The following is a 6,625-nucleotide window of genomic DNA, read 5'->3' on the forward strand; positions in this document are numbered from 1 at the left end:
AAGCGTCAGCCCAACCGTACACAGCCATCCACCGAAGTCAACAAACTACCGCTAGGTCGGACTTGTCGGCTTCGACCGCGCCCTCGCCAAGCAGGTGGCCCGGGCCGGCACTGGGCGAACATCCTGACTCCCGGCTTCGTGGAGACAGACATTTCGGCCCAGGTCCCCAACCGGTCCTCCTGAGCGATCGCGCAGTCGAACGAGTTGAGCCGATTCGCCCGGACGCGCAGATGAGATCGCTTCGGCGGCGGTGTACCTCAAAGAGGATGCACATAGCGCACCGGTTCGGTTCTCACTTGGCCGGCGGCTGGTCACCGTGAGACAGGCCGCCGCCCGTCGTTGGCGTCGACGCGGCCGTCACCTCCTACTCCTCCGGCGTAGACGGCCGAGGCTCGACGATCACCTCGATCGCATCGACTTCCTCGAGCGCGTGCGCGAATACATCCAGGAAGCGCTGAGCGGAAAGCGGTGCGCAATCTGGGCAACGTCACGAGCGGTGGCATGCCCTGCAACGGGTAGGTGAACCAAGCCTTGTCGGAGGTCTTCGGCCGTATGCGCGAGAGGCGGTGAACGCGGCCTCGTCGAGGTTGTACTGACAGCCGATACACCTGCTGACGTACGCCAGAAACTGGACCACGTCCTCCTCGGAACCCTCGAGCCGCAGCATGCCTCGCAGCGCCGGGGCCGATTCCTGACCCCGCCGACGGTTGCCACGCCGAGTCGATGGAGCCAGTCCGTTCTCTGCCGCGGGATGTGGCAACGAACCGCAGTTGCTCCGAGCGGCTCCGGCGGTTCCCGCTGTCAAGCGTTGAGGGCCTGCATGGAACGGGCCAACGGCACCACGCCGCCGTCGACGAGCAGGTCGGTGCCGGTGATGAAGGTGGCGGTGGGGCCGAGCAGGAAAGCGACGGCATCGGCGATGTCGGTGGCGGTGCCGATCCGTCCCGTACCGGAGTGCTCGATCATGGCACGGATCCGGGCGCCGTGCTCGCCGCCAAGCTCCTGCTGACCCATCGGCGTGGCGATGACGCCTGGGCTCACCGAGTTGATCCGGGCGCCGCGCTGCCCCCACTTGCGGCTGGCCGCCTGTACCTGCAGGTGGTTGCCGCGCTTGGCCAGACCGTACGCGGCGGCGGCCTCGGTCACGCCAACCAGGAGCGGCAATTGCAGCAGTTGGTCGGCGGGCGTGTCCGCCAGCCGGGCCTCCACTTCGGAGTCCAGTCGCACACCGAGATGCCCAGCCATACTCGAGATGACGACGCCAGCGCCGCCGGATGCGACCACGGCCGCGAACTCCTCCAACACCAAGGCGACACCGAGCAGGTCGACAGCCAGGATGGCCTTGGCTGGCGCCTGCGCTGGCGAAAGGCCGGCGGTGTGCACGATCTGCGTAACGGCGCCGAGCCCGGTTGCGGCGTCGGCAAGGGCGCCCACCGACTCGCGGGACGAGACGTCGACACGCTGTTCGGTGACGGCGTAGCCGTCGCTGCGCATGCTGTCGGCCGCTTCTTTCAAGATCGCCTCGTTGATGTCGGCGAGCAGGACCGTCCGGCCTGCGCCCTGCTGGCGAGCGATCGTCTGGCCCATGCCGCCGGCCCCGATGACGACAACCACGTCCGGATTCGCCATTCCACTCTCCCATCCTTACGAGACCGATCGTCTCGTTAGCGAAGGATACATGCCGCTGCTAGCCTGCGCGAGTGGCACAGCAGCGACCGAGGCGCCGCCGCGCGGCGACTCACCAGGCAATCCTCGATGCCACCCGGACGCTGTTGCGTAACGCCGGGTACTCACAGCTGTCCATGGATGGCATCGCCGCCCACGCTGGCGTCGGCAAGCAGACGCTCTATCGGTGGTGGCCCTCGAAGGCGTCCGTGACGGCCGAGGCGGTTGTAGCAGGACTCATCGCCGCAGGCCGGGAGATCATTCCCGACACCGGCGACATCTCCACGGACCTGCGGACCTGGCTGCACACCTGTGTCGCGTTGTTCGTCTCGCCGGAACACGCCCCGCTCATCCGAGCGCTGACCGCCGCAGCGGCGGACGACCGCGGCGAAGCACAGCGGCTCTATCAACACTTCACCGAGCCGCACCAGGCCGCCGTCGTAGCCCGGCTCCGGCTCGGTATCAACGCGGGCCAGGTGCGGCCCGGCGCCGACCTGGCCGCCGCGGCCGACGCTTTCGTCGGCGCCCTGCTGCTGCAGTTACTCACGGCCAACGAGTCAGTGTCGGCCGAGCGCGCCGACGGACTGCTCCGCCTGATGCTGCCTGGACTGCTGACGGACTGGGCACCACACGCGCAGTGAGCCCGGTACGCGAAGCCGCAATATTCTCAACCCAGGCGGCCGATTGCTTCGTCGCACTCCTGCACACCGAACTCGGCCACGCCGATATCGACCCGCGGGACGTCGCCACCGTGCTACGGCTCGTCGAGCGCGTCATTGGCTGCGCTCCTCGAACGGGCGTCGCCAACCGCGAGGACCCGTTCGCCGACCCCCACGTCACCGCTGCTCACACCATGATCTCGTCGACCAAGCCCCATCGAACCGCCGTCGCCGCGTCGAGCCAGTCACCGGACAGGGCCAGGTGCAGGGTCCGCCATCGGCCGATCCGACGCGGAATGCTGACAGTCCCGCCGGCACCCGGGATGAGGCCCATCGCGATCTCGGGCAGCCGGAATGCCGTGTCTGGGCAGGCAACGACGCGCCCTGCGAACGCGGGCAGCTCGATACCCGCCCCGACGCACGCGCCGTGCAACCGCGCTTCGGTGCGCGTCGAGAGCCGGTGCAACAGCTCCCCCGCCCCCCCTCGCGTGCGCACGAAGTGGCCGGTCACCGCATCCGGGGCGGCGCCGAACTCGTCGAGGTCCCCGCCCGCGGAGAACACCTTGCCCGCCCCGGCGATCGTGACCTGGACGACTGTCGGATCCAGCGCGGCCACCCGCAGCCCGTCGACGAAGGCGTCGCGCAACTCACGGCCATAGGCGTTGCGCCGCTCCGGCCGGTTCAACGTGATCCGCAACTGCTCGCCGATCCGTTCGAGCAGCACCGGGGGCACCTCGACGGGCGGCGGAAGCGACCGGGCGCCCCGCGCCGCCAGCCAGCGCCGAAACTCCTCACCGCCGAGCAGCGTCGAGTACGCGAACGACTCGAGGTCCAGGGCCGCGCGCACGTCGAGGCTTTGGCCGGCCCTCAGGACCTGGGCCAGCACCAGGGTAGCCTGTGGATTGGCCGTGGTGACAGCTTCGAGACGGGACGCCTCCGCGACCGGGTCGCACACCTGCACGCACGACCGCGCCTGCGCCGAAGGCCCGGTCGATTCCGGGCTCAGCGTCAGGTCCAGCGCGGCGAGCAGGTCGTGCCACTCCGAGTCCATGGGCTCGCGGGTGCGTACGCCCACAAGGATGCGCTCGGCGGCCGCCACGCTGTCCCGGGCCGCGTCCAGCAGCGCCGGGTCTGCGGCCGCGTCAAGGTCGACGAACAGCAGCGGCTCCTTCACCCGCCCGATGTCGTCGAGCAGCGGGATGGCCGCGCCGGCGGCGGCGAGCTCCGACAGGCCCACCCATCGCGCCATGGACACGTCCTCACCTGCGATTCTCCACCGAAGGCGCGAGCGTACCATCGCGACCATGACAGGCGAGCACGCTGCGGACGCCGCCGCGGATTGGGCTGGCAGCGGCTTGGTCGCGCTCACCGGGCACGCGGGCGGGCCGCCCTTGATGCCGCCCGGTGTAGCCGCTGCGGTGGCCCGCCAGATCACCGACCGTTTGGCTACGGCCACCGGCCGCGGCGCGCTGCGCATCGACGGGGCGGCGCTGCTAGCCGAGCGTGCCGCGTTCACCGGCCATCGGCGACGCGGCCCGGTCTCCGCGGGTGGGTCGTGCCGCCTGTTGCCGGTTGCGGACGGATGGGCGGCGGTCTCGTGCGCGCGCCCTGACGACCCGGCCCTGCTGGGCGCGCTCATCGGCGCGGAGCTGCCCGCCGACCCGTGGCCCGGCGTCGCCGGCTGGCTGCGGACGCGCACCGGGGCGGAACTCGCGGAGCGCGCCGCCTTGTTGGGATTGGCCGCCGCGCCGCTGCGCCCGCCGACCGTGGCGGCGGCGCCGCTCCGGGCCGGCCGGATACGGCCGGTGGAGGGCCTGCTGGTCGTCGACTTCAGCGCGCTATGGGCAGGTCCCCTGTGCGCCCACCTACTCGGCCTCGCCGGCGCCCGGGTGATCAAGGTCGAGACGCCGGACCGCCCCGACGGGGCCCGCCGCGGCCACCCCGGCTTCTACCGGCTGCTGCATGCCGGTCACCGCGCCGTGGTGCTCGACCCCGAAACCCCGGGCGGGCGCCGAGCGCTCGCCGCGCTCGTGGACGCGGCGGACATCGTCATCGAGGCGTCCCGGCCGCACGCGCTCGCCCGCTTCGGGCTCGACGCAGCGGATACGGCCGGACGCGGCGCGATCTGGGTGTCGATCACCGCGGCCGGCCGCGACTCGACGCGTGTCGGCTTCGGCGATGATGTAGCCGCGAGTGCAGGCCTCATCGCGTGGGACGAGCGGGGCGAGCCCGTGTTCTGCGGCGATGCGCTCGCCGACCCGCTGACTGGCCTGATCGCCGCTGAGCTGGCCATGACCGCACCCCGACACGGCCGCGGCCGGCTGTTCGACGTGGCTATGTCTGATGTGGTCGCGGCGACGTTGGTCGGAAGCCCGGACCACCCGGACCACCCGGACCGCCGGAACCGGGCGGCACAATGGACAGGAACGGACTGGCGGGTCGACACCCCGAGCGGCCTCATCCGGGTCGCCGAGCCCCGCCACAGAGCCGTGGCCGGCGACGCCGCCAACATCGGCGAGCACACCGCCGAGGTCCTGCACGAGCTGCGAATCCCGTTGCCATGACCGGCCTCGTCGTGCACAACGCGGAGTTGTACGGGCGGGCGGGGACCGACGTAAGGATCGCCGGCGGTGTCATCGCCGAGATCGGCCGCGGGCTGACCGCTCGGCGCGGCGAGGAGTTGCTCGACGCCCGCGGCGGCGCCCTGCTGCCCGGCCTGTGCGACCACCACGTCCACCTGCATGCCATGGCTATGGCGGCGCGCTCGGTACACTGCGGCCCTCCCACGATCACCGGGTTGGCGGCGCTCGCCGAGGCGCTGGCGCGGGCCCCCATCGACGAGTACGGATGGGTCCGCGGCGTCGGGTACACCGAGGACGTCGCCGGACCTCTCGACGCTGCCGCGCTGGACCGGCTGCACGCCGCCCGACCCGTGCGCATCCAGCACCGCGGCGGCTCGCTCTGGGTGGTCAACACCGCCGCCGCGCAGGCCCTCGGCCTGGTCCACGCGGACCATCCCGGCGTCGAGCGAGACGCCATGGGCCGGCCAACCGGACGACTATGGCGGGCCGACAGCTGGCTGCGCACTCGGCTGCCGCCGTCACGCCCGCCTGGCCTGGGCGGCGTCGGCGGACGCCTGGCCCGACTCGGCATCACCCACGTCACCGACGCCACGCCGGACCTCGACGCGACCGCGATTGGCGCCATCGGCGACGACATGCGCACCGGCGCGCTGCCGCAACGAGTACAGTTACTCGGCGCACCACTCAGCTGGGCGGACCCCGGCGAGCCGGACGCACCGACTGCCGGACCCCACAAGATCGTGATCGCCGACTCTCGACTGCCGGCCCTCGACGACCTCACCGAACGCGTCCACGCGGCGCACAACGCCGACCGCGCGGTGGCCGTGCACTGCGTGACCCGGGAGGCGCTGGTTCTGCTGGTTGCTGTCCTGGAGCGGACCGGGACACACGCTGGCGACCGGATCGAACACGCCGCGCTCATCCCCGTCGAGCTGATCGGCCGCCTGCGCGAACTCGGGACGGCCGTCGTCACGCAGCCCGGGTTTCTCGCCGACCGCGGCGACGACTACCTGCGCGACGTACCCGCCGACGACCATACCGACCTGTACCGGGTGCGGTCCCTGCTCGACGGCGGAGTGGCCTGCGCGTTCTCCAGCGATGCACCCTACGGGCCGGCCGACCCGTGGGCCGTGATCGACGCCGCCGCGCACCGGCGCACACGCGCTGGACGCGTCGCCGGACCGGCAGAACGGCTCACCGCCGACCGTGCCCTTGACGCCTATCTCGGCGCGCCTGAGAACCCGGGCGGGCCGCCGCGACCGATCGCGCCCCACGCCCCGGCCGACCTCGTGCTACTGCGGGCACCCCGGGCGCGGGCACTCGCCCGACCTTCCGCGGATCTCGTCGCCGCCACCGTCATTGCCGGCGCCGTCGTGTGGGCGCAGTAGCGACCGGTCGGCACCGGTTCAGGCAGGCTTCCCTTGGCAGGCGATCCGTGGAGGAAGGTCGGCCACCGTCCTGGTTCAATGCCAGATGACGACGGTGCGCGCCGAGCCGACCGGATCGGTGAGGAGCGCCTTCTACGGCCGGCGTTCGACAAAGACACCGCATCGTCGGCGTCGCTGATCGCCACGGAGCTTCCATCGGGGCTGAGCATAGCTTCGGAGATCGAACCGCCGGCGTCGCTCACCGCGGCCAGCGTCGGTCGTGGACGGCGGCACCGCCTAGCGGTAGTTTGTTGACTTCAGGGTGGTAGGTAGAGGTCGATGCCGTGGCCGC

5 protein-coding genes are annotated in these 6,625 nt (G+C 71.6%); 3 read left to right on the forward strand and 2 right to left on the reverse strand.

The genetic code is table 11. From position 1 onward, the window contains the following. Positions 1-801 precede the first annotated feature (801 nt). Positions 802-1,629: an SDR family oxidoreductase gene (locus ABZS66_RS59715; RefSeq protein ID WP_354773590.1), complete on the reverse strand. Its 828-nt coding sequence runs from the start codon at positions 1,627-1,629 to the stop codon at positions 802-804. A gap of 71 nt (positions 1,630-1,700) precedes the next feature. On the opposite strand from ABZS66_RS59715, the gene ABZS66_RS59720 reads away from it, so the two are divergent. After that, positions 1,701-2,306 carry a TetR/AcrR family transcriptional regulator gene (locus ABZS66_RS59720; RefSeq protein ID WP_354773592.1) on the forward strand — a complete coding sequence of 202 codons (606 nt, stop codon included), beginning with the start codon at positions 1,701-1,703 and terminating at the stop codon, positions 2,304-2,306. A 205-nt stretch (positions 2,307-2,511) separates the two neighbouring features. On the opposite strand, the gene ABZS66_RS59725 is transcribed toward ABZS66_RS59720, so the two are convergent. Beyond that, positions 2,512-3,498, reverse strand: coding sequence for an enoyl-CoA hydratase/isomerase family protein (locus ABZS66_RS59725; RefSeq protein ID WP_354773594.1), 987 nt, complete (start codon positions 3,496-3,498; stop codon positions 2,512-2,514). A gap of 25 nt (positions 3,499-3,523) precedes the next feature. On the opposite strand from ABZS66_RS59725, the gene ABZS66_RS59730 reads away from it, so the two are divergent. Beyond that, entirely contained in the window at positions 3,524-4,888 is a 1,365-nt protein-coding gene (locus tag ABZS66_RS59730) for a CoA transferase (RefSeq protein ID WP_354773596.1), read from the forward strand. Next, entirely contained in the window at positions 4,885-6,294 is a 1,410-nt protein-coding gene (locus ABZS66_RS59735) for an amidohydrolase family protein (RefSeq protein WP_354773598.1), read from the forward strand. Before ABZS66_RS59730 ends, ABZS66_RS59735 begins: the two co-directional genes overlap by 4 nt. The last annotated feature ends 331 nt before the right edge of the window (positions 6,295-6,625 follow it).

The sequence above is a fragment of the Dactylosporangium sp. NPDC005572 genome (genome assembly GCF_040605515.1).
GTDB lineage: Bacteria > Actinomycetota > Actinomycetes > Mycobacteriales > Micromonosporaceae > Dactylosporangium.